Below are 20068 nucleotides of genomic sequence, written 5' to 3' on the forward strand. Positions count from 1 at the left end.
ATCGAAGCCCTTCGAGCCGACGATGTTCTCGACCGAGACCAGCACCGTGCCCGTGGCCGCGAAGGCGTTGCTCTGCGCAACACCCTTCTCGTCCGTGCCGTCCAGATAAATCCAGGACCGCGAGACCATCCTCGACATGTCGAGGGTGTCGGTGCCCGACCCGCCATCCAGCCGGTCGCCAAGGTCCAGATAGAGGAAGACATCGTCGCCTGCCCCGCCCTCCAGCGTGTCCGCGCCGCGCCCGCCGAGCAGGGTGTCGTTGCCGTCCAGGCCTTGGATGAGGTTGGCTCCGTTATTGCCGGCGATGCGGTTGCCCAGGGCATTGCCCGTCCCCGTCAGGTCAGCGGCGCCGATCAGGGTCAGATTCTCGAAGAACTCGCCGAGCACGAAGCTGATCGAGGCCTTGACCGTGTCCAGCCCGCCCGCATCCACTCCCGGCGACACGGCCTCGCTGACCACGTCCCCGGCATTGTCCACCACATAGGTGTCGTCGCCCGCACCGCCGAACAGGCTGTCCGCTCCCACCCCGCCATCGAGCAGGTCGTTGCCATCCCCGCCCTCGAGCGTATCGGCCCCACCGAAGCCGAACAGGCGATCATTGCCGCCACGGCCCTGGAGGAGGTTGGCCAGGTTGGAACCGGCGAAGCTGTCGTTGAAGGCGCTTCCGATGACGTTCTCGATGTTCAGGACGAGGTCGCGGCCCTGGTCGGCGCCGATGTTCTGCAGGACCGTCTTCGAGAGGTTCACTGCCACCGGACCCGTCGCGCCGGAGAGGTCGAGCGTGTCCACGCCCTCTCCACCATCCAGGCTGTCCATGCCCAACCCGCCGACCAGCGTGTCCGAGCCGCCACCGCCGAGCAGGGTGTCGTTCCCGGCCTCACCGGAGATCCGGTCGTTCCCCGCCATGCCGACGAGTCTTTCCGAAGCCGCCGTGCCCACGATGACCTGCCCAGGTGGCATCACCGTGATGGACACATTCGCCGCCGGGCTGCTCAGGCTTCCATCGCTGGCCGTGTAGTCGAAATCGACCGTGCCGGTGAAGTTGCTGGCCGCCAGGAAGTAGAGCGTGAGCCGCCCGCCATCCTGTGGCGCATAGAGCGTGTTCGTGGCCACGGGCTGCGTCAGGCCGGCATCCAGATACAGCGTTCCGCCCGCCGGCAGTTTCGCCAGCACGAAGCCCTGCAGCGCGCCCTCGACATCCGTGCCCTGCAGCGTCACGGCGATGGCCGTGCCGGAGGCGCCGTTCGCCGTGATCGTCTCGGCCTTGGGCGCGTCGTTCACCGGCGTGATGGTCAGGGTGACCTCGGCCGGGGCGGAGGTGCCGGACCCATCGCTTGCCGTGTAGGTGAAGGTCACGGTCCCGTTGAAGTCCTGCGGTCCCTGGAAGCTGTACTGGCCATCCGCACCGAAGGTGAGCCCGGCAACCGGGTTGCCGTTTGCATCCCGCGCTCCCTGCACGAGGGCATAGGTCAGAGCGTCGCCATCCAGATCAGTGGCGATCACCTGACCCGAAATCAGCGTGTCCTCCGCGGCGGATTTCGCCTGATCCTCGGCGACGGGAGCCGCGTTCGGCTCCACGACCTCGAAGATCTGCGCCTTGATGCTCCCGCGGATCCCCTGCGTCACGTTGTTGTCGTACCAGGTGATCACGAAGTCCCCATTCGCGAGGCCCGTGACCGCCGGGGTGAGCTGGTCGTCGGTCGTCTGGGTGTTGACGAGGAACTCCGAGCCGATCCTGGCGCCAGTGGCGCTGAAGACCTGCGCCTTGATGCTGGCCCCGGCCGAATCGCCCAACGTGCCGCTGAAGTCATGCCAGCTGACCACGAAGCCGCCATTCGCCAGGCTCGTGATCGTGGGGGAGATCTGGCTCAGATTCGTCTCGGTGTTGACGCGGAACTCCGAGCCGATCTTGGTGCCGCTGGCGTTGAAGATCTGCGCCTTGATGCTGGTGCCGCTCGAATCCCCCAGCGTGCCGCTGAGATCGAACCAGCTGACCACGAAGTTCCCATTGCTCAGCCCCGTGATCGTGGGGAGGGACTGGTCGTTGGACGTGTGGGTGTTGACGAGGAACTCCGAGCCCACCTTGTCGCCCGCGGCGTTGAAGACCTGTGCCTTAATGCTGGTGCCGCTCGAATCCCCCAGCGTGCCGCTGAGATCCTGCCAGCTGACCACGAAGCCGCCATTGGTCAGGCCAGTGATCGTGGGAACGTAGCGGCCGCTTGTGGCCTGCGTATTGACGAGGAACTCCGAGCCCACCTTGTCGCCCGTGGCGGTGAAGACCTGCGCCTTGATGCTGGCGCCATCGCCATCCCCGAGCGCGCCGCTGATATCCAGCCAGCTGACAACGAAGCCACCATTGGTCAGGCCCGTGACCGTGGGGAGGTACTGGTCGCTCGCCGTCTGGGTGTTGACGAGGAACTCCGAGCCCACCTTGTCGCCCGTGGCACTGAAGACCTGCGCCTTGATGCTGGTGCCGCTCGAATCCCCCAGCGTGCCGCCGAAATCATACCAGCTGACCACGAAGCCCCCATTGACCAGGCCAGTGATCGTGGGGAGGGCCTGGACGCCAGCTATCTCGGTGTTGACGAGGAACTCCGAGCCGATCTTGTCGCCCGTGGCGCTGAAGATCTGCCCCTTGATGCTGCTGGCGTCGTCATCTCCCAGCGTGCCGCTGAAATCCTGCCAGGTGACCACGAAGCTGCCATCCGACAGGCCGGTGATCGAGGGAACGTAACGGCCGCTGGCCGTCTGCGTGTTGACGAGAAACTCCGAGCCCGACTTCTGAACCACCAAGGCCAATGCACTGTCCTCCAAACCGCTCGTCAGCCTCAATGCTTTCTGGTCCTCGCGAGGCGGCTCGGTCGAAACCAGTCAGCGACGCCCGGGTGGTATCAAGGCTGGTCTTATCCAAAGCCAAGAAAAACCCGACAGCGCCGGGGGCGGCGACACCCCTGTTTCATTAACCTTGCCTCAACACGCTTCGTGCGACGAAATCACGGCCCCGTCAGGCACGATAGGTTTATCTCTCGCCAGGAAGTTGAGCGGCGGTGTCGGCTTTCGCCTAAATGATGTGGCGCTGATGGAGGCGGTGCCTGGATTTTTGACAGTTGGGCACGGTTTCTTCCGTGTCAGCAAAGACCCGCTGTTGGGCGGGCTTTCACAGCTCCGGCATTCAAGACCGAGCCGGCACCGCAGGATGGTGCGAGCGTGGTGGAGTTAGCCGCCAGGAGCGGTCTTCACAAAAACATGAGCGGAAGGCAGGCCCTGGAAAAACAGCGGTGCTGGAGAGCTGAGACGCAGCGGGCAGGACTGCCTGTCACCACCGCGTCCCGTCCGGCCGTGCCGCAGCCGTTCCCAGCATCCGCGCGGTCAGGGGCCTCTTCCCTCCGGCCAGCAAGGCGCTCCGCCGGCCTCCCGCTCTGAGGGACGCAGGGGCGGCTCCCGCATCCAGCCGGACAGGCTCGCCTCCGGCCAATGGGCAAGGTAATGCGCCCAGTCCGTGGTGCGGGCAAAGACGGAATGCCGCGCCGCCTCGGTCAGGGAGCATTCGGCACTGGCGGGCCAGGGCCGCTTCAGCAGGAGGCTCGCCTCCATCACCGCGCCGCCAAGGGCCACGACCGCGAAAGCGAGCATCACCCGTCGCGCGGCCTGCTGGGCGCGGCTCGTCGCGGGGCGGAGCAGCGCCGCCGCGACGGCGACGGCCAGCACGGCCAGCGGCGTCATGCCGCCACGAGCGGTCATCTCGTTGCCGGGACCGAAGACATAGGCGGGCACGAGACAGAGCAGAATCACCGAGACGGTCAGGATGCGTCCCTGCACCAGCAGCCAGGCCGGGATGGCCCAGCACAGCACCTCCAGCAGAAGGAAGAGTGCCCAGAGCAGGGGAGTGCTCCAGTGCGGATGCACCACCCAGAGCAGCCCGTGCGGCACCTCCGCGGAGCCTGCGACCAGGTACAGGCAGACCGGCACCGCGAAGACCGCCGCGAGAAGATTGGCGGGGGTGATGCCCCGGCGGATCAGTCCTGGCCCGTGGCGGGCCAGCAGCAGCGGCACGATCAGCAGGGCGGCGCCGGCGCTGGCCACCGGGCTCCAGAATGCGCCGGCCGCCAGGGGCAAGGCCAGTTGGCCGGGGAACTCGGCCCGTGCCCCATGCCGAAGCAACAGCACGGCCAGGAGCCAGGCCGGCATGGCATGGTTAGGCGCCCAGAGAATACCAGTGACATGGCCGGAATACTGGAACAGGCGCGCCCACCATTCGCCGCCTCGCCCCCAGCTTGCCAGGGGACCCATGCCGAAATCCCAGTCGAGCCAGATATTGGGCAGCAGGTCCAGGCCATGGAACAGCACGAAAACCAGGACCAGCACGGCGAAGGCCCGGTGCCGCCGATCCGGCGCCAGCCTGCGCGCGAGGAGCGCCAGCATCATCAGCAGGATGCCGAAGCCGAGCCCGGTCCAGAGCCAAAGGGCGGCCTGGGAAGCATGGAAGCCCGCGAAGCGCCCGACCAGCCCGGCCGGCAGGTAGAAGCCCAGCGGCGCGCGCAGCAGCCATTGCGTGCCATCCGGGTCGAGATAGCCGACAGGCCAGGGACCGGCGCCCAGGTCGCGCAGCACGGCATCCCGCACCTGCCAGTCCGCCGTGGCGTAGACGAGATGATGCGCCCCCGTGGCCCCGGCCCAGAGAAGCCCGAGCGCGAGGCAGAGAAGGGTCATCCGGGCCGTAAGGGGCCATGCGCCCCTCCAGCCCGGAGCGAGGACCAGGGCGGCGAGGCCAGCCAGCGCCGTGGGCAGGGCCACCCAGGGCGCCGTCCAGCCCGCCAGGAAGAGAAGGCCGGGCAGCAACAGATAGGAGAGGAGCAGGACCGTCAGGCGGTCCGGCGCCATATGGCCGAACACCTGGTCGAGATCAGTGCGCGTCGCCGGGTGCGGGGCAGGGCGGCGCGCCGGCGCCTCAGACTTCATATGGGTGTCCAATTCCGGTCTGCCCTTCTCCGTAACCGCCGGCATCTTGCCACGACAGGCGCGCGCCATGGGACCTGTCCCGATAGACGGGATAAAGGCCGGCCCGGAGGGCGGCGATCCCAGAACGAAGCACGGGCCAGGAAGGCTCAGGCCTCTCCGCCCTTCTTGATCTGGCCCGCCGGGCCTGTCCCGCCCTCAGGCGTTCAGCGCCGCAATTCCATGGCGATGGGGCCTTCGCGCTCGCCGCGCGCGAACTGGTCCACCATCGGGTTGCCGGTCTCGCCCAGTGTCGCCGCGTCACCGGTCCAGACGATCTGGCCCTTGTGGATCATGGCGGCGTGGTCGCCAATCCGGCGGGCGCTGGCCATGTCATGGGTGATGGTCACGGCGGTGGCGCCCAGGCGGTGCACGCAATCCACGATCAGCCCATCGATCACCGCCCCCATGATGGGATCGAGGCCGGTTGTCGGCTCGTCGAAGAAGATGATTTCGGGCTCGGAGGCGATGGCCCGGGCCAGGGCGACGCGCTTCTGCATGCCGCCCGAAAGCTCGGAAGGGGAGAGGTCGCCGACGCTGGCATCCAGCCCCACGCTGGCCAGCACCTCGGCCGCCCGGTCCCGCGCATGGGGGCGGGTGATGCGATTCTGGGCCAGCAGCTTGAAGCAGACATTCTCCCAGACCGGCAGGCTGTCGAAGAGGGCACCGTTCTGGAAGAGCATGCCCGTGCGGTCCAGCACCGCCTCCCGCTCGCGCGGGGTCATGGCCAGCACGTTCTGGCCATCGATCTCGATCATGCCCTCATCCGGGGTGATGAGGCCGAGGATGCATTTGATGGTGACGGACTTGCCCGAGCCGGAGCCGCCAAGGATCACCATGGAATGGCCGGGCATGACGTCGAGATCGACGCCATCCAGCACCTGCTTGCTCCCGAAGGCCTTGCGCAGCCCGCGCAGGCGGATCTTGGGGGTTTCGTCGCTCCAGCTCATCGGGCGAAGAAGGCCTCGGTCAGCACATAGTCCAGCGCGAGGATGAGGATGGAGGAGGAGACCACCGCGGTGGTGGTCGCGGCCCCCACGCCCTGTGCCCCGCCGCGCGAGTTGTAGCCGCACCATGTGCCCATCAGCGCGACGATGAAGCCGAAGACCGCAGCCTTCACCAGGCCGCTGACCACATCCATCACCTGCAGGAAGTCGAAGGTGGCCTTGAGATAGGTGCCGCTGGAGAAGCCGAGCTTCATCGTGCCGATCAGGTAGCCGCCCATCACGCCCAGCACATCCGCCACCAGCACCAGCAGCGGCATGGCGGCGATGCCTGCCAGCAGGCGCGGGGTGACGAGGTACTTCATCGGGTCGGTGGAAAGGGTGGTCAACGCGTCGATCTGGTCGGTCACGCGCATGGTGCCGATCTCGGCCGCGAAGGCGGCGCCGATGCGGCCGGCGACCATCAGCCCGGCCAGCACCGGCCCGAGCTCCCGCGTGATGGAGAGGACCACGACATTGGCCACCGCGCCCTCCGCCCCGAAGCGGGAGAAGCCGGAATAGGATTGCAGCGCCAGCACCATGCCCGTGAACACCGCCGTCAGCCCCACCACCGGCAGGGAGAAATAGGCCACCTCCAGGAAGGCGCGGAGGAAGAGATGGGGATGGAAGGGCGGGCGCACCGCATGGCTCAGCCCTTCCGCCGCGAAGAGCACCACCGCGCCCAGCTTGCGGCAGAGCGCGAGGACAAGCTGCCCCAGCGCCCCGAGCCAGCCCAGGGCCAGGGTTCCGGCTGCGGCCAGGGCGGGGCGGGCCGAGGCGATGGAGCGGGGATAGAGGGTCACGCTGTCTGCGTATAGGCGCGGCGATAGCGGGTGCCCAGGGCGGTCAGCACCTCATACCCGATCGTTCCGGCCTGAAGGGCCACCTCGTCGGCGGAATTGCCGGGGCCGATCAGCTCGATCATCGAGCCGGGCGTGATGGCCGGATGGTCCGTCACGTCGAAGGTGGAGAGGTCCATGGAGACGCGGCCGACCAGGGGAACATCCTGCCAGTTGTGCCGGCCGATCGCCCGGCCGGACAGGGAGCGGAGATAGCCATCGGCATAGCCCGCGGCAACGGTGGCGATCCGGGATGGGCGCGGGGCCACCCAGCTGGCCCCGTAGCCCACCGGCGTGCCGGCCGGGATGTCCCGCACCTGCAGCACCGGCACGGAGAGCCGCACCACCGGGCGCATGGGGTTGGGCCGGCCCGGGGTGGGGTTGATGCCATAGAGCGCGCAGCCCGGGCGGGCGAGGCTGGAGGCGAAGTCGCGGCCCAGGAACAGCCCGGCGGAATTGGCGAAGGAGAAGGGGGCGGTCGGCAGGCGGGCGCGAAGGGCGGCGAAGCGGGCGGCCTGGGTGGCGTTCATCGGGTTCTGCGGCTCGTCGGCGCAGGCCAGATGGGTCATCACGTAGCGGACCCGCATGCCCTTGAGGGGGGAAGGATCCGCGGCCAGCGCCTCCGCCTCGGCCGGGGTGAGGCCGAGCCGCGCCATACCGGTGTCGAGGTGCAGCAGCACGTCCCGTCCGGTGCCGGACCAGGCGGCAATGTCGCCCGGGCTGTTCAGTACCGGGATGAGCCCGGCTTCCTCATCCGCGCCGGGCGGGAAGCCGTTGAGCACCATGATCATCGGCTCCGGCCCCAGGGCGGGGCGGAGCGCCATGCCTTCGGAGAGCTGGGCGACGAAGAAGTGGCGGCAGCCCGCGGCGGCCAGGGCCGGGGCGACGCGGGCGGCGCCTAGCCCGTAGGCATCGGCCTTCACCGCCGCGCCCACCTCGCCCCCGCCCATCCCGGCATGCCGTGCCCGCAGGGAGGCCCAGTTGGCGGCAATGGCGTCCAGGTCGATCGTCAGGACGCCGGAGGTTTCAGCCATAATCTTCCTGGTCGTGGGTCTGCTCGAGATCGCCGAAGCGGGTGAACTCGCCCTCGAAGAAGAGGCGGATGGTGCCCGTGGGGCCGTGGCGCTGCTTGGCCACGATCAGCTCGGCCTTGTTATGAGCCTGCTCCATGTCCTTTTGCCACTTGTCCAGAGCTTCCGTGTATTTCTCGCCGTTGTCGAAGTTCAGTTCCTTCGGCATCTTCTGGGCGAGGTAGTATTCGTCGCGATAGACGAACATGACCACGTCGGCGTCCTGCTCGATCGAGCCGGATTCACGCAGGTCGGCCAACTGCGGCCGCTTGTCCTCACGGCTCTCCACCTGGCGGGAGAGCTGGGAAAGGGCGATGACGGGAACGGACAGTTCCTTCGCGATCGCCTTCAGCCCCTGGGTGATCTGGCTGATTTCCTGCACGCGGTTCTCCGGGCGGGTCCCCGCGGCGGGGCGCATCAGCTGCAGATAGTCCACGATGATGAGGTTCAGCCCCTTGGTGCGCATCAGCCGCCGGCAGCGGGTGCGCAGCGCCGAGATGGTGATGGCCGGGGTGTCGTCGATGAAAAGTGGCATGGAGGCGAGCTCGCGGCTCACCTCCACGAACTTGTCGAAATCCCGCTGGGAGATGTCGCCGCGCCGGATGCGGTCGCCCGAAACCCGCGACTGCTCCGAGAGGATACGGGTGGCGAGCTGGTCGGCGCTCATTTCCAGGGAGAAGATGGCCACGCCCCCGCGCACCACCGCGTTCGGGTCCTTCTCCAGCGCTTCGCGCTGCACCGCCTTGGCTGCGCCGAAGCCGATCTTCACGGCCAGCGCGGTTTTGCCCATGGCGGGGCGGCCAGCGAGGATCAGCAGGTCCGAGGGGTGCAGGCCGCCCAGCTTGCTGTCCAGGTCCCGCAGCCCGGTGGAGAGGCCGGAGACGCCGCCGGGGGTGGTGAAGGCGCGCTCGGCCAGTTCCACCGCCGTGGTCAGCGCCTTCTCGAAGCTGACCATGCCGCCGTCGGAGGAACCATCCGTGGCCAGGTTGAACAGGGCCTGCTCGGCGGCCTCCAGCTGGGCCTTGCCGTCCAGCTCGGGCTCCGCCCCGAAGGCGCGGTTCACCACCACCTCGCCGAGATCGACCAACTGGCGGCGCAGGAAGCAGTCGAAGATGACGCGGCCGTATTCGCCGGCATTGATGATGCCGACCATGGCCGTGAGCAGCTGGGTCAGGTAGGCGGGGCCGCCCACCTCGTCCAGCACGCCGGAATGCTCGAACTCGGCGCGCAGGGTGACGACATCGGCCAGCTGGCCGGCTTCGATCCGGCGCTGGACGGAATGGAAGATCCGGCCATGGATCGGGTCCGCGAAATGCTCCGCGGCCAGGAATTCGGAGACGCGCTCATAGGCCTTGTTGTTGGCGAGCAGGGCGCCCAGCAGGGCCTGCTCCGCCTCGATATTCGAGGGGGGCAGGCGCTGGGAAAGCCCCAGCATGCCGTTGCCGCCGGGCTCGGAGCCGGGCTGCAGGATGGCGTCGAAAGCGTTCATGCCGGGCAGTGTAGCCCTAGGCGGGCTCCACGTCCCGTCCCACCTCCATCCGGGCCGCTGTGGATGGCGGTGGATCATGTGGATAAGCCGCCGCCCGCTCGGCCTCGAACATGTAGTCCCGGGTGAGGGGGAGGGCCTCCACCTGGCGGGTGAGCTGGAGCTGCCAGTTCATGTGGCCCCAGCGCCTGAAGGCCAGCTCCGAGGCGGAGAGATAGAACTCGAACATCCGGCAGAACCGCTCGTCATAGAGCGACTTGATGGCATTGCGGTTCGCGGCGAAGCGGGCCCGCCAATGGGCGATGGTCATGGCATAGTGCAGCCGCAGGATCTCCATATCCGTGATCCAGAGCCCGGCCTTTTCCACCGCAGGCACCACCTCGGACAGGGCTGGGGAGTAGCCGCCGGGGAAGATGTATTTCCTCAGCCAGGGATTGGTCGTCGCGGGCCCGCCGGACTGGCCGATGGCATGGACCAGGGCCACCCCGTCCTCCTTCAGCGCGGCTTTCACGGTGCGGAAGAAGGCGGTGTGGTGGTTGATGCCGACATGCTCGAACATGCCGACCGAGACGACGCGGTCCACCGGCTGCTTCCAGTCCCGGTAATCCATCAGCTCGAAGCGGACCCGGTCCGACAGGCCGGCAGCGGCGGCGCGGGAGCGGGCCTCGGCGAGTTGCTCCGCTGACAGAGTGAGCCCGGTGACACGGGCGCCGTGGTCGCGCGCCAGGGTGATGGCGAGGCCGCCCCAGCCGCACCCGATGTCCAGCACCTCCAGGTCCGGGCGGTCGAGCCGCAGCTTGGAGGCGAGGTGCCGCTTCTTCAGCGCCTGGGCCTCGTCCAGCGACTCGTTGCCCGTGAGGAAATAGGCGCAGGAATACTGGCGGTCCGCATCCAGGAATAGGGAATAGAGGGTGCCGTTCAGGTCGTAGTGGTGCGCCACGTTGCGGCGGCTGCGCCGGGTGGTGTTCAGGTCCAGCAGCCGGCGGCCGATCCAGCGCAGCCCCTCGCCCAGGCGCATGGCCGGATGGGTGCCCCCATCGGCCAGATTGAGGATCAGCAGGTCCAGCACGTCATGGATGGTGGAGCCATCGACCGGCTCGATCTCGCCATCCATGAATCCTTCCCCGAAAGCCAGGGAGGGGCTCCAGACAAGGCGCCGGGCGGCGCTGGCTGTCCGGATATGCATGGTGGCGGCCGGACCGGGGCGGGCGCCGCGATGCGTGCGGGTGGAACCATCGGGGTAGCGGACGATAAGCGTACCCTGGCGGATCAGGCGGGAAAGGATGGAATGGATCAGCAAGGCCGAACCTCCCTTGTGCCGGGAGGCTGTGCCCGCATGGGGGCCTGTTCAACTGACCCTTGTCTTGGTCACGGAGGCGTGATGGCCAGATATGCGAATGGCCACGCCCTTGCAGGCGTGGCCATTCCGTTCTCGCGCCTGTTGCGCGACCTGGTTACTCGCGGGCGGCGCCCAGCTCGGAGAGCTCGGCGGCCAGCTCGGCCTCGAGGGAAGCCTCCTCGGCCTCCTGCTCGGCGCGCAGGTCCTCGCCGCGTGCCTGCTTCTCGGCCTCTTCCGGGGAGCGGGCGACGTTCACGATCACCGGGATGGAGACTTCCGGGTGCAGCGCGACGCGGACGGTGGTGAGGCCCAGCGTCTTGATCGGCTGCTCCAGGATGACCTGGTCGCGGGTGATGGTGAGGCCGGCATCCTTCGTCGCGTCCGCGATGTCGCGGCCGGAGACGGAGCCGTAAAGGGCGCCGCTCTCGCCGGCGGAGCGGATCAGGACGACCTGCAGGCCCTCCATGCGCTCGGCCACGCGCTCGGCTTCCTCGCGGCGCTTGAGGTTCTGGGCCTCAAGCTGCGCACGCTCCTGCTCGAAGCGGGCGAGGTTGTCCTTGGTCGCGCGGATGGCGCGGCCGGAGGGCAGCAGGAAGTTGCGGGCATAGCCGGGCTTCACCTTCACGGTGTCGCCCATCTGGCCGAGCTTCTCGACCCGCTGCATCAGGATGACGTCGATCATGGTGCCGTGCTCCCGATCAGTCGTTGATGACGTAGGGGAGCAGCGCCAGGAAGCGGGCGCGCTTGATGGCGTTCGCCAGCTCGCGCTGCTTCTTGGCGGAGACCGCCGTGATGCGGGAAGGCACGATCTTGCCGCGCTCGCTCAGGAAGCGGGAGAGCAGGCGCACGTCCTTGTAGTCGATCTTCGGCGCGTTCGGGCCGGAGAAGGGGCAGGACTTGCGGCGGCGGTAGAAGGGCCGGCGGGCGCCGACGGCCGGGCGGCGCGCGGCGGGGGAGAGATCGGTCGTGTCGGACATCAGTTCTTACTCCTCGCCGCCGTTGCCATCGAGCTCGTCGCGGGGACGGGCGCGGAACTCCTCACGGTCGTCACCGCGCTCGCGGCCACGGCCGGAGCCGAAGCGGCCGGCGGGGCGGGGGCCGCGGAAGCCGCGGTCACGCTCGCGATCCTCGCCGCGCTTCGCCAGGATGGCGGAGGGAGCGTCGTCGATCGTCTCGATGCGCAGCGTCATGTGGCGCAGCACGTCCTCGTGCAGGCCGAGCTGGCGCGCGACCTCCTTCTCGGCGTCCGCGGGGCAGTCCAGGCCCAGAAGCATGTAGTGGGCCTTGCGGTTCTTCTTGATCTTGTACGCGAGGCCGCGGAGGCCCCAGTACTCGCGCTTGCGGACCTCGCCGCCGGCGCCGCCGACGATCTCGGTCACCTGATCGGCAATGGCCTCGACCTGCGCCTGCGTCAGGTCGTTCCGCGCGATCAGCACGGTTTCATAAAGCGGCATCTCTATCCCTTCGGATGTCTCAGCCCCGGGGCCGGCGCGGGATGCGGCGGCCAGGAATAGGGCATAGCCGCGCGCGATGCCTCGCGCCCGGCAGGGTGGCGGGGGCGTATAGGGGATTGGTGGGGCAGGGGCAAGGCCTGTGTCAGGCTGCCCTGCCCCCCGGGGTCAGATCTCCGCCCAGCGCCGCAGCAGGTTGTGGTAGGCTGCGGTCATGGCCAGCACGCCGGGATGGTCATCCGGCAGGTCCTGGCGCAGGGCGATGATGCCCATGTCCATGTCGTAGAGGAAGGCGCGCTGGCCGTCTTCCTTCACCATGGACTGGGTCCAGAAGAAGGAGCCCCAGCGGCTGCCCCGCGTGACCGGGTTCACATGGTGCAGGCTGGTGGAGGGATAGACCACCATGTCCCCCGCCGGCAGCTTCACCGCATGGGTGCCATAGGTGTCCTGCACCACCAGCTCGCCGCCCTCGTAATCCTCCGGCGGGGTGAGGAAGAGGGTGGAGGACACATCCGCCCGGAGGCGCTGGCCGGTGCCGGGAATGGCGCGGATGGCGTTGTCCACATGGGCCTGGAAGGTCATGCCTGCGTCGTAGCGGTTGAACATGGGCGGCAGCACGCGCAGCGGCAGGGCCGCCGTGGCGAAGAGCGCGTTGCGGCCGAGGGCACGGAGGACGAGATCGCCCAGTTCCTTCGCCTCCGTCGAATCCGCGGGAACCTGCAGGTTGTGCTTCACCTTGGCGGATTGCTCCCCGGCGGTGGCGCGGCCGTCCTGCCAAGCGGCGGCCTCCAGGCGCTCGCGGCAATAGGCCACCTCGGCGGCGGTGAGGACCTGGGGGATGCGGACGAGCATCGGGGTGCTCCGGGCAGGTGAAAAGGAAGCGGGCGGCCAGGGGCGGCAATCTGCCACCCCGGCCGCCCGCCGTCAGGCAGGGTGATCAGAAATCCGCGGCGAGGGAGACGAGCACCGTGCGGCCGGCGGCCACGGTGACGCGGTTGCCGAAGAAGCCCTCGTAGTTCGTGCGGTCGGTGAGGTTGTAGCCGTTCACCCGCACCGTGAGGTTCTGGTTGATCTTGTGCTGCACCATCGCGTCCAGGCTGAAACTGGCCGGCGCCTCCGCCGTGTTCGCCGCATCCAGGAACACCTTGCTCCGGTAGAACACGCCGGCACCCACCGTCACGTTGTAGGGGGTGTTCTGCGCGACGTCATAAGTGGTCCAGAGCGAGGCGGAGTGCTCCGGCACATATTGCACGCGCCGGCCACGGTTCGCGGCGTTCTCGGAACGCGTCGTCTCGCTGTCCAGATAGGTGTAGGCGGCGTTGATGTTCCATGCAGGCGTGATGCGGCCGGTGACGCCCAGTTCCACGCCCCGGACGCGCTGGCGGTCGCCGGTGGCGGAGACTTCGTTCGTGTCGGCGTCCAGATAGGTGGCGTTGCCCTTCTCCGCATGGAACAGCGCGGCGGTCAGGCCCAGGCGGCTGTCGAGCAGGCTGACCTTGGCGCCGATCTCATGGTTGGTGTTTCGCTCCGGCTGGAGATTGTTGTCGAAGTTGACGGCGGCAGCCGGGAAGGTGGTGAAGAAGGTGCCGGGCGGCGTCGTGGAGGTGGAGTAGGAGTAGTAATAGGTCTGGTTCGGCGTCGGTTCCCAGATGATGCCCGCGCGCGGATCCCAGAAGCTGTTGCTGATGCTGAAGTCCTGGCTGGGCGCAGCGCCCGGTGCGCCGGCGCGGTAATTCAGGTCATAATTCGTCCAGCGGAAGCCGCCATAGACCGAGAGTGTGGGGAGAAGCCACAGGCGCTCATTCAGGAACAGGCCGAGATTGGTCGATTCCGTGTCGCGCTGGTTGTTCGCGGCGCCCGTGCCCAGGATCAGGTCGTTGTTCGTATAGGGGTTGAGGAGCGTCACAGCCGGGCGTGTGGGGGAGTAGGGGAAGGCGGTGCGGTCCACCGTCTCGCGCACGATGTCGATGCCGGCGGTCAGCTCGTGGCGGACCGGGCCGGTGGTGAAGCGCGCGGTGCCGGTGGTGAGGTTCTGGATGGCCTCGTTCACCTGGTTGTAGGGCGCGTTGCTCCCGCCACCATAAGCGAGGGTGGGGTTCAGGCCGTGAAAGAACTGGCCGGAGCAGCTGTTGTCGTAAGCCGAAAGGCTGGTGTTGTTCGTGCCGCAGCTCACGGCGCTGAGTGCCGTGTCGCGGTCCACGCGTGTCAGGCGGGTGTCGTTGGTGATGCTCAGCCCATTGCCGAAGCTGTGTGCGAAGCGGGCCGTCAGCCGGTCCACCATCGTCTCGTCACGGTCGTTGCGGATGCCGTACCAGTTGGACCGGCTGACGCCATATTCCGGCGCCGGGCGGCCGATGGCGTTGAGGCCGCGGTAGAGGATGGGCGTGCCGCTGTCGATCGTGCGGCGGTCCTCGTAATGCATGTAGTCCACCGAGAAGGTGGTTGGCGTGCCGAGGCCGAAGGCGATGGAGGGGGCGACGCCCCAGCGCCGCGTGTCCATGTTGTCACGGTCCACCAGGCTGCTGCTCTGGCCCATGACGTTCAGGCGCATGGCAATAGTTTCGCCGATGCGCTGGTTGATGTCGGCTGTGAAGCGGGCGAAGGGGCCCATGCCGCCGGTGGCGGTGGCGGAGTAGCGGTTTTCCAGGCCGGGGAGCTTGGTGATGGCGTTGATGCCGCCGCCGATCGAGCTGGTGCCGACCGCGAAGCCCGACGCGCCCTTCAGAACCTGCACGTCCTCGATATTGAAGGTGTCGCGCTGGTAGGAGCCGAAGTCGCGCAGGCCATCCACCAGCACGTCGTTCTGGGCGGAGAAGCCGCGGATGCGGAACTGGTCACCGGTGACGCCACCATTGCCCTCACCGATGGTGGAGGTGATGCCGGGCACGTTGCGCAGCGCCTGCTCCAACGATGTGACGGTCTGCTCGCGGAGCACTTCCTGCGAGACCACGTTGATGGTCTGCGGCGTGTCCTGGATGCTGGCGGGCAGGCGCGGGTTGCCGGTAGGGGCCTGGAGCTGGTTGGCGGGGCGGGTTCCGGTAACCGCAACCTCGGGCACGGCGACCGGGGCGGGGCTGGTCGCGACCTGCGCGAAGGCCGCGCCGCCCGCCATGGCCGCGCCCAGGCTCAGGCTGGCCACCAGGGCCGTGTTGGGGGCCACGGCCCCCTTCTTGGTTGCGCGACTCATCCTGCTGCGACCCCGCCGATTCTGCTAATGCGAAGCGCTCTTAATTGACGGGATTACAATGCGTCAAGGTTGCGCGTGACTATCAATTGCGTTGTGCAGGACGCGTTGCAGACCAGCAACTTATTGCCACGGCGTGCCTTTTTCCTGCCGTTCAGCTGCCTTCCCAGGCTGCAGGATAGGTGGGAGCCCGGGCCAACGGGCCCCGACAGCAAGGAGATTCTGCCATGTCATGGCTTTCGCGCTTCGCCCTGGTCGCCGGACTGGCGGCTGGAATCGGCGGCTTCTCCCCGGCCGTTCAGGCCGCGCCTGCCTCTGCCGCCCCGATGATGGGCGCCGCCATGCTGGCCCAGGCGGATTCCGGGCTGCTGCAGGACGTGCGCTGGGTCAATCGCTGCCGTCCGGTGGTCGTTCATCGCCGGGACCGCTATGGCCGCCCCGTGCGCGTGGAGCGCGAGCGCTGCCGCCGGGTCTGGGTGGGTCCGCCGCGCGGGGCGCGCCACCGTTACTGATCCTCGCAGGTTGACAGTCCGGTGACGCCGCCGCTACCCCGCCGCGCCACGGCGGGGTAGCGGTGCCCTGCTTTGCTCAACAAGCAGGAAACGCGTCACCATGGCCCTTGCGCTCGTCTTTCCCGGCCAGGGCAGCCAGGTTGTCGGCATGGGCCGCGACCTTGCCGCCGCCTTCGCCCCCGCGCGGGAGGTGTTCGAGGCGGTCGATGAGACCCTAAAGCAGAACCTCTCCCGCCTGATGTTCGAGGGGCCGGCCGAGGAGTTGACCCTGACCGCCAATGCCCAGCCGGCGCTGATGGCCGTGTCGCTCGCCGTGCTGCGGGTGCTGGAGGCCGAGGGCGGGCTGGATGTGAAGAACCGCGTGGCGCTGGTGGCCGGGCATTCGCTAGGCGAGTACAGCGCGCTGGCCGCCGTGCGGGCCTTCGACGTGCCCCAGGCCGCCCGGCTTCTGCGCCTGCGCGGCGACGCGATGCAGAAGGCGGTGCCGGCCGGGACGGGCGCCATGGCCGCCCTGCTGGGCGCCGAGATGGAGCAGGCCCGCGCCATCTGCGAGCGTGCCGCCGAGAACCCCGAGACCGGCGAGCGCGAGGTGGTCGAGGCCGCCAATGACAATGGCGGCGGGCAGGTCGTGATCTCCGGCCACAAGTCCGCCGTGGAGCGGGCGGTGGATATCGCCAAGGCCGAGGGCATCCGGCGCGCCATGCTGCTGCCGGTTTCCGCGCCTTTCCATTCCTCCCTGATGGCCCCGGCCGCCGATGCCATGGGCGAGGCGCTGGAGCGGAACCCGCCCAAGGCCCCGCTGGTGCCGGTGGTGGCGAACGTGACCGCGGCGAAGGCGACGGATCCCGACCTGATCCGGGACCTGCTGGTGAAGCAGGTGACGGGCACGGTGCGCTGGCGCGAATGCGTGGCCGCCATGGCGGCCATGGGCTGCGACACCTTCGTCGAGGTCGGTTCGGGCAAGGTGCTGACCGGGCTGATGAAGCGCAACGCCCCCGAGGCGACCGCCATGGCCTGCGGGACGCCGGCCGAGATCGAGGCGGTGCTGAAGTCCATCTGAGCCCCTGGGGAGCACGGATCATGACGCGGATCACGCTGGAGGATCAGCCGGCCCCGGCGGCGCGGGATGCCGTGTGGAACGGGTTGCGGGCCTTCAATGAAGCCCATTCGGGACCGGGTTCCTTCGATTCCACCCCGCTGAGCGTGGTGCTGCGGGACGATTCCGGCGCGCCGCTCGGCGGGCTGGTCGGGCGCAGCTATTCCGGCTGGCTCTATGTCGAGCTGTTCCATATTCCCGCGGAGCACCGGCGCGCCGGGCTCGGCCGGGAGATGCTCACCATGGCCGAGGAGGAGGCCGCGCGGCGCGGCTGCATCGGCGTGCGGCTGGAGACCTATTCCTTCCAGGCCCCCGGCTTCTACGCCCTGATGGGCTATTCCGTGGTGGGCAGGCTGCAGGACTGCCCGCCCGGCCACACGCGCTATTCCCTTGCCAAGCGCCTCGACGGCGCGCCTCTGGAGGCACCCTGATGTTCGACCTGACCGGCAAGTCCGCCCTCGTCACCGGCGCCACGGGGGGGATCGGCGCCGCCATCGCCCGGGCCCTGCACGCCCAGGGGGCGAAGGTGGCCATCACCGGGCGGCGCGAGGCGGAGCTGGCCAGCCTGGCGCAGGAGTTGGGCGAGCGCGTCCTGGTGGCCCCGGCCGACCTTTCCGACCCCGAGGCCCCCGCCGCCCTGGTGGAGAAGGTGGAGGCCGAGTTCGGCGGGCTGGACATCCTGGTGAACAATGCCGGGCTGACCCGGGACGGGCTGGCGCTCCGGATGGGCGACAAGGACTGGTCCGACGTGATCGAGGTGGACCTCACCGCCCCCTTTCGCCTGGCCCGGGCCTCTCTGCGCGGGATGATGAAGCGGCGTACGGGCCGGATCATCTCCATCGCTTCCATCGTGGGGGTGACGGGCAATCCGGGCCAGGCCAACTACGCCGCGGCCAAGGCCGGGCTGATCGGGATGAGCAAGGCCCTGGCCCAGGAGGTGGCGCCGCGGGGCGTGACCGTGAACGTGGTGGCCCCGGGCTTCATCAAGACCGCCATGACCGATGCCCTGAACGACGCCCAGAAGGCGGCGCTGATGGGGCGCATCCCCATGGGCAAGATGGGTGCCTCCGAGGATATCGCGGCGGCCGTGACCTACCTTGCCTCCAACGAGGCGGCCTGGGTGACGGGCGTGACCCTGCATGTGAATGGCGGGATGGCGATGATCTGAGACCCCGCAGGGGGTCTGATATGCGGCGCGGGAACAACGGTCCTTGATCTGGCCTGCGCGCGGCCCATCCTTCGGTCTAGGCCCTGGGAAACAGCCGTGCTAAGGCCCGCGCCCTGCGTCCGGGCTCGTTCGAATGCCTGCCCGGCGGCAAAAAGGGTTTCCGGCGGTCAACCGCCATCAGGAGAGAGCAAGCGCGATGAGCGAAACCGCCGAGAAGGTGAAGAAGATCGTGGTCGAGCACCTCGGCGTCGAGGAGGCGAAGGTGACCCCGGAGGCCTCCTTCATCGACGACCTGGGCGCGGACAGCCTGGACACGGTCGAGCTGGTCATGGCCTTCGAGGAGGCTTTCGGCGTGGAGATCCCGGACGACGCGGCCGAGAAGATCACCACGGTCGGCGACGCCATCACCTATATCGACGCGCACAAGACGGCCTGATCGGGCCGCTGGGCCGGCCCCGGGGACCAACCCTGGGCCGGCCCGCCTTTGCCAATGACGCGCGGGGCGGTGCCGCATGCCGGCCGCCGCCCGGGCTCCGGGACCTGGCGCGGATGCCAGCCGGATCCAGGCGCGGGAGGGAGTAGCGAGAGTGTTCGGTCAGCTCACGGCCCCACGCCGCGTCGTCGTCACCGGCATGGGCATCGCCAGCCCGCTGGGGCTGGGCGTGGAGAATGTCTGGAAGCGGATGCTGGCCGGGGAATCCGGCATCACCGCCATCCAGGGCTTCGACGTCACGAATATCCCCGCCAAGATCGCGGGCATCGTGCCGAATGGCACGAAGGCCGATGGCGGGCTGGACCTGGCGGAGTGGATCCCCGTCAAGGACCAGAAGAAGATGGACCGCTTCATCCAGCTGGCGCTGGTGGCGGCCACCGAGGCGGTCGAGGATTCGGGCTGGGTTCCGGAGACGGAGGAGGACCGCCACGCCACCGGCGTGATGATCGGCTCCGGCATTGGCGGCCTGCAGACGATCTATGAGGCCTCGCTCCAGATCGGCGCCGGGAAGCACCGGCGGCTTTCGCCCTTCTTCATTCCCTCCGCCCTGATCAACCTGGCCTCGGGCCATGTCTCGATCAAATACGGCTTCAAGGGGCCGAACCACTCGGTGGTGACGGCCTGCGCCACGGGCGTGCATGCGCTCGGCGATGCCGCGCGGCTGATCGCGCTGGGCGACGCCGACGTGATGGTGGCCGGCGGCGCCGAGGCGGCGGTGAGTGAACTGGGCATGGCGGGCTTCGCCGCCTCCCGCGCTCTTTCCACCGCCTTCAACGACACCCCCGCACAGGCTTCCCGCCCCTGGGACAAGGAGCGCGACGGCTTCGTCATGGGCGAGGGCGCGGGCGTGCTCGTGCTCGAGGAATACGAGCATGCGAAGGCGCGTGGCGCGAAGATCTATGGCGAGGTGATCGGCTACGGCATGTCCGGCGACGCCTATCACATCACCGCCCCGGCCGAGGGCCATGAGGGCGCCTACCGGGCGATGACGGCCTGCCTGCGCTCCGCCGGCATCGGTCCTGCCGACATCCAGTACATCAACGCCCATGGCACCAGCACGCCACTGGGCGACGACCTGGAGCTGGAGGCGGTGGAGCGGCTGTTCGGGGAGGACGCCAAGGGCGTCGCCATGTCCTCGACCAAGTCGGCCATCGGGCATCTTCTCGGCGCGGCCGGCGCTGTCGAGGCGATCTTCTCCCTCCTCGCGATCCGCGACGCGGTGGCGCCCCCGACGCTGAACCTGACCGAGCCCTCCAAGCCTTCCGTGATCGACCGGGTGGCCAATGAGGCCCAGTCGCGGAAGATCGAAGTGGCGCTGTCCAACTCCTTCGGCTTCGGCGGCACCAACGCCTCCATCCTGTTCAAGGCGGCGGCCTGATTCAGGCCGGGCGCCGCCGTCTGGCGCGCCTCGCGCCAGGCTGGCACCATCGTCCTGGATAGCCAGGGGGCGGC

General features: G+C 68.6%; 18 protein-coding genes. 6 read left to right on the forward strand and 12 right to left on the reverse strand.

Annotated elements, in window-relative coordinates; all coding sequences use genetic code 11:
* From J8J14_RS17680 to J8J14_RS17735, 12 genes are all read right to left on the reverse strand, one after another.
* Positions 1–2790: Ig-like domain-containing protein (locus J8J14_RS17680; RefSeq protein WP_342452484.1), on the reverse strand; the 2790-nt coding region annotated here is incomplete at its 3' end.
* 579 nt (positions 2791–3369) lie between these two features.
* Positions 3370–4959 carry a hypothetical protein gene (locus tag J8J14_RS17685; RefSeq protein WP_209380876.1) on the reverse strand — a complete coding sequence of 530 codons (1590 nt, stop codon included), beginning with the start codon at positions 4957–4959 and terminating at the stop codon, positions 3370–3372.
* A 203-nt stretch (positions 4960–5162) separates the two neighbouring features.
* A complete protein-coding gene (locus tag J8J14_RS17690) occupies positions 5163–5945 on the reverse strand; it encodes an ABC transporter ATP-binding protein (RefSeq protein WP_209380877.1) in 783 nt (260 codons plus the stop codon).
* Positions 5942–6721 carry an MlaE family ABC transporter permease gene (locus tag J8J14_RS17695; protein ID WP_456307527.1) on the reverse strand — a complete coding sequence of 260 codons (780 nt, stop codon included), beginning with the start codon at positions 6719–6721 and terminating at the stop codon, positions 5942–5944. The genes J8J14_RS17690 and J8J14_RS17695 overlap by 4 nt, the downstream gene beginning before the upstream one ends.
* Before the next feature lie 56 nt (positions 6722–6777).
* On the reverse strand, positions 6778–7851 hold the full coding sequence (alr, locus tag J8J14_RS17700; RefSeq protein WP_209380878.1) for an alanine racemase: 1074 nt from the start codon (positions 7849–7851) through the stop codon (positions 6778–6780).
* A complete protein-coding gene (locus J8J14_RS17705; protein WP_209380879.1) occupies positions 7844–9376 on the reverse strand; it encodes a replicative DNA helicase in 1533 nt (510 codons plus the stop codon). Before J8J14_RS17705 ends, alr begins: the two co-directional genes overlap by 8 nt.
* A 16-nt stretch (positions 9377–9392) precedes the next feature.
* The gene (locus J8J14_RS17710) at positions 9393–10673 is read right to left on the reverse strand and encodes an SAM-dependent methyltransferase (RefSeq protein WP_245215920.1); all 1281 of its coding nucleotides are present in this window, start codon (positions 10671–10673) and stop codon (positions 9393–9395) included.
* Positions 10674–10827: 154 nt separating this feature from the next.
* The gene (gene rplI / locus J8J14_RS17715) at positions 10828–11394 is read right to left on the reverse strand and encodes a 50S ribosomal protein L9 (protein ID WP_209380880.1); all 567 of its coding nucleotides are present in this window, start codon (positions 11392–11394) and stop codon (positions 10828–10830) included.
* A gap of 16 nt (positions 11395–11410) precedes the next feature.
* Positions 11411–11689, reverse strand: a complete 279-nt coding sequence (gene rpsR / locus J8J14_RS17720) for a 30S ribosomal protein S18 (protein ID WP_209380881.1) — start codon at positions 11687–11689, stop codon at positions 11411–11413.
* 6 nt (positions 11690–11695) lie between these two features.
* Positions 11696–12166, reverse strand: a complete 471-nt coding sequence (gene rpsF / locus J8J14_RS17725) for a 30S ribosomal protein S6 (protein ID WP_209380882.1) — start codon at positions 12164–12166, stop codon at positions 11696–11698.
* A gap of 165 nt (positions 12167–12331) precedes the next feature.
* Positions 12332–13015, reverse strand: coding sequence for a Fe2+-dependent dioxygenase (locus tag J8J14_RS17730; RefSeq protein ID WP_209380883.1), 684 nt, complete (start codon positions 13013–13015; stop codon positions 12332–12334).
* Between the two features lie 85 nt (positions 13016–13100).
* On the reverse strand, positions 13101–15323 hold the full coding sequence (locus J8J14_RS17735) for a TonB-dependent receptor (protein ID WP_209380884.1): 2223 nt from the start codon (positions 15321–15323) through the stop codon (positions 13101–13103).
* A gap of 251 nt (positions 15324–15574) precedes the next feature.
* On the opposite strand from J8J14_RS17735, the gene J8J14_RS17740 reads away from it, so the two are divergent.
* The 6 genes from J8J14_RS17740 (at position 15575) to fabF (ending at position 19994) form a co-directional block, all read left to right on the forward strand.
* Complete coding sequence (locus J8J14_RS17740) at positions 15575–15859, forward strand: hypothetical protein (protein ID WP_245215921.1); 285 nt, start codon at positions 15575–15577, stop codon at positions 15857–15859.
* A gap of 100 nt (positions 15860–15959) precedes the next feature.
* Positions 15960–16919, forward strand: a complete 960-nt coding sequence (fabD, locus tag J8J14_RS17745) for an ACP S-malonyltransferase (RefSeq protein WP_209380885.1) — start codon at positions 15960–15962, stop codon at positions 16917–16919.
* 20 nt (positions 16920–16939) lie between these two features.
* Entirely contained in the window at positions 16940–17386 is a 447-nt protein-coding gene (locus J8J14_RS17750; RefSeq protein WP_245215922.1) for a GNAT family N-acetyltransferase, read from the forward strand.
* Positions 17386–18123 carry a 3-oxoacyl-[acyl-carrier-protein] reductase gene (gene fabG / locus J8J14_RS17755; RefSeq protein WP_209380886.1) on the forward strand — a complete coding sequence of 246 codons (738 nt, stop codon included), beginning with the start codon at positions 17386–17388 and terminating at the stop codon, positions 18121–18123. The genes J8J14_RS17750 and fabG overlap by 1 nt, the downstream gene beginning before the upstream one ends.
* A gap of 196 nt (positions 18124–18319) precedes the next feature.
* Positions 18320–18559, forward strand: a complete 240-nt coding sequence (locus tag J8J14_RS17760) for an acyl carrier protein (protein ID WP_043830727.1) — start codon at positions 18320–18322, stop codon at positions 18557–18559.
* Between the two features lie 124 nt (positions 18560–18683).
* On the forward strand, positions 18684–19994 hold the full coding sequence (gene fabF / locus J8J14_RS17765) for a beta-ketoacyl-ACP synthase II (protein ID WP_408896276.1): 1311 nt from the start codon (positions 18684–18686) through the stop codon (positions 19992–19994).
* Positions 19995–20068: the final 74 nt, after the last annotated feature.

The organism is Pararoseomonas baculiformis (assembly GCF_017813395.1).
GTDB classification, from domain to species: domain Bacteria; phylum Pseudomonadota; class Alphaproteobacteria; order Acetobacterales; family Acetobacteraceae; genus Roseomonas; species Roseomonas baculiformis.

Bases quoted from the DNA above. Each gene is read 5' to 3' on its own strand.
- fabG (WP_209380886.1), top strand. From the start codon at position 17,386: ATGTTCGACCTGACCGGCAAGTCCGCCCTCGTCACCGGCGCCACGGGG.
- J8J14_RS17760 (WP_043830727.1), top strand. From the start codon at position 18,320: ATGAGCGAAACCGCCGAGAAGGTGAAGAAGATCGTGGTCGAGCACCTC.
- rpsF (WP_209380882.1), bottom strand. From the start codon at position 12,166: ATGCCGCTTTATGAAACCGTGCTGATCGCGCGGAACGACCTGACGCAG.
- J8J14_RS17705 (WP_209380879.1), bottom strand. From the start codon at position 9,376: ATGAACGCTTTCGACGCCATCCTGCAGCCCGGCTCCGAGCCCGGCGGC.
- J8J14_RS17740 (WP_245215921.1), top strand. From the start codon at position 15,575: ATGTCATGGCTTTCGCGCTTCGCCCTGGTCGCCGGACTGGCGGCTGGA.
- J8J14_RS17730 (WP_209380883.1), bottom strand. From the start codon at position 13,015: ATGCTCGTCCGCATCCCCCAGGTCCTCACCGCCGCCGAGGTGGCCTAT.
- J8J14_RS17685 (WP_209380876.1), bottom strand. From the start codon at position 4,959: ATGAAGTCTGAGGCGCCGGCGCGCCGCCCTGCCCCGCACCCGGCGACG.
- rplI (WP_209380880.1), bottom strand. From the start codon at position 11,394: ATGATCGACGTCATCCTGATGCAGCGGGTCGAGAAGCTCGGCCAGATG.
- J8J14_RS17750 (WP_245215922.1), top strand. From the start codon at position 16,940: ATGACGCGGATCACGCTGGAGGATCAGCCGGCCCCGGCGGCGCGGGAT.
- alr (WP_209380878.1), bottom strand. From the start codon at position 7,851: ATGGCTGAAACCTCCGGCGTCCTGACGATCGACCTGGACGCCATTGCC.
- rpsR (WP_209380881.1), bottom strand. From the start codon at position 11,689: ATGTCCGACACGACCGATCTCTCCCCCGCCGCGCGCCGCCCGGCCGTC.
- J8J14_RS17690 (WP_209380877.1), bottom strand. From the start codon at position 5,945: ATGAGCTGGAGCGACGAAACCCCCAAGATCCGCCTGCGCGGGCTGCGC.
- fabD (WP_209380885.1), top strand. From the start codon at position 15,960: ATGGCCCTTGCGCTCGTCTTTCCCGGCCAGGGCAGCCAGGTTGTCGGC.